The organism is Mycolicibacterium flavescens, assembly GCF_001722335.1.
Classification (GTDB): domain Bacteria; phylum Actinomycetota; class Actinomycetes; order Mycobacteriales; family Mycobacteriaceae; genus Mycobacterium; species Mycobacterium flavescens.
The window spans coordinates 1-1,778 of sequence record NZ_MIHA01000053.1 but is presented as its reverse complement, the minus strand read 5'-3'; the positions used below and the strand labels follow the sequence as shown (position 1 = coordinate 1,778).

Below are 1,778 nucleotides of genomic sequence, written 5' to 3'. Positions count from 1 at the left end.
CTAGGAGTCTGCTGAATTAGGGGTGTTTGGGGCGGGGTGCCTCGGAGCGCTCTGTGGCGCGTGGGTTTTAGTCAGACCCGCTGGGTCGACAGTACGAGGTCACCCCGCCGTGTTGAGCGTGGCACCTGGTGTTCGGTGCTGCAAGACCCGGCCCGGTGGGGTCAGGCGATGGCCCAGCCAGCGTCGGTGTGGGTCAGTCCCAGGGTGATCAGGCGACGCAGGTTCACAGCCGCGGCGCGGTGATGGAGCCAGTGGTCGTTGCGGGCGACCCCGCGGTAGCGGACTTTGCGATTGCCACGACTGAGCCAGGCGATGGTGCGTTCGACCATCGGTCGGTGTTGTCGATATTCGTTGAGCCAGTCCGATTCTCGCGATCGTTGGCGCGCGGCTCGCTGGAGCGCGTCGTGCTGGCGGATCTTCAGGCTTTTGCCGGTAGCGCTAGTGGTGCACTGCGCACGCAACGGGCAACCCAGACAGGCGACGCCGAAGGTCGCATAGCCCCCCGCGGTGATGGTGCGGGTCACCTTGGCTGGGCAGGTCGCCGTCCTGGCGGCGTGGTCGACGATGAAGTCATCGATGGTGAAACCTCCGGCGACTGCAGGGCGCAGGGGCGCGGACTTAACTCGATCCACATGTCCGGTCTCAGCCATGTGAGCCCGGAATTCGCCACTGCCGTAGGCGGAATCACCCAACACCGTCACCGGTTCATCTTCATCAGCGAGCAGCTGCGCGGCCACCGCCGCGTCATGCGATCCCGCACCGCTGGCCGCGGTCAACGCGCAGTCGGTGATGATCCCAGTGTCCGGTTCCACCGCGACGTGGGCTTTGAAGCCGTCCTGGCGACGATGAACGCTCTTGTGGGCGTGACGGGCCTCGGGGTCCACGGTGGAGATCACCCGGTCTGGGGCCACCCGTTGGGCGATGCGCCAGCGTCCGTCGGTGCCATCAGAATCCTGCACGGGTTCGACGTCTTGGCCGGCGATCAACGCCAACAACGCCACTGCCTCGGCGGCGCGGGCGCCCAGTTCCTGGTCCGGCAGATGCCCCAGCACCCGGTGAGCGTCGCCGACCAGAGCGTCGACCAACGCTGCCCGCGCATCGGCGTCATCCCAGGTGATCGATGGTTTCCCGGGGTCGTCGTAATTATGGGCGGTGCAGTGGGCGGCAACGACCTCACCGGCGCCGGGGACCTCGCGGCGGACCCGGCGGATCGCCCCGATCAGCTGGGTCACGGTGTCCTGGGTGGCCACCGCGTCGTCAAGGATCGTTGAATCCAAGGCGCGGCGGGTCTTGCCGGCCAACGCCCCGGTGGCCGCCACCACGGTCTTGACTGCGTCGAAGATCCGGTTCGGTCGGTCTGAGACAGCCAGCCGACGCCGCCAGTAGGTCAACGTCGTGGAATGAAACGCCCCGGCGGTGATCGGCACACCACAGGCGGCTTTCCAGCGCAGATCGAAGGTCAACGCTTCCACGGTCTCGTTATCGGAGAGCCCATGCAGAGCTTGCAACGTGATCACCGAAGCCATTACCTCCGCCGGCACGCTCGGGCGGCCCCGCCGCGAGGGGAACAGATCGGTGAACATCTCCTCGGGAAACAGCTCACCGCGATGGACAGCCAGGAACGCAAACACGCTGTCGGACTTCAAAAGATGCCCGGCAACCGATTCGGCATCCAACAATTCACGCTGATCATCAGAGCGACCCTGCACCGATCAATCATCCCCAAAAACCCAGAACAAACCGACCCGGCACACCGTATTAATTCAGCAGACTCCTAG

General features: G+C 65.4%; 1 protein-coding gene. It reads right to left on the bottom strand.

Annotation, left to right across the window (positions count from 1 at the left end; genetic code table 11):
• Nucleotides 1–161: 161 nt before the first annotated feature.
• A complete protein-coding gene (locus tag BHQ18_RS28785) occupies nucleotides 162–1,709 on the bottom strand; it encodes an IS1182 family transposase (RefSeq protein ID WP_069417036.1) in 1,548 nt (515 codons plus the stop codon).
• Nucleotides 1,710–1,778 lie beyond the last annotated feature (69 nt).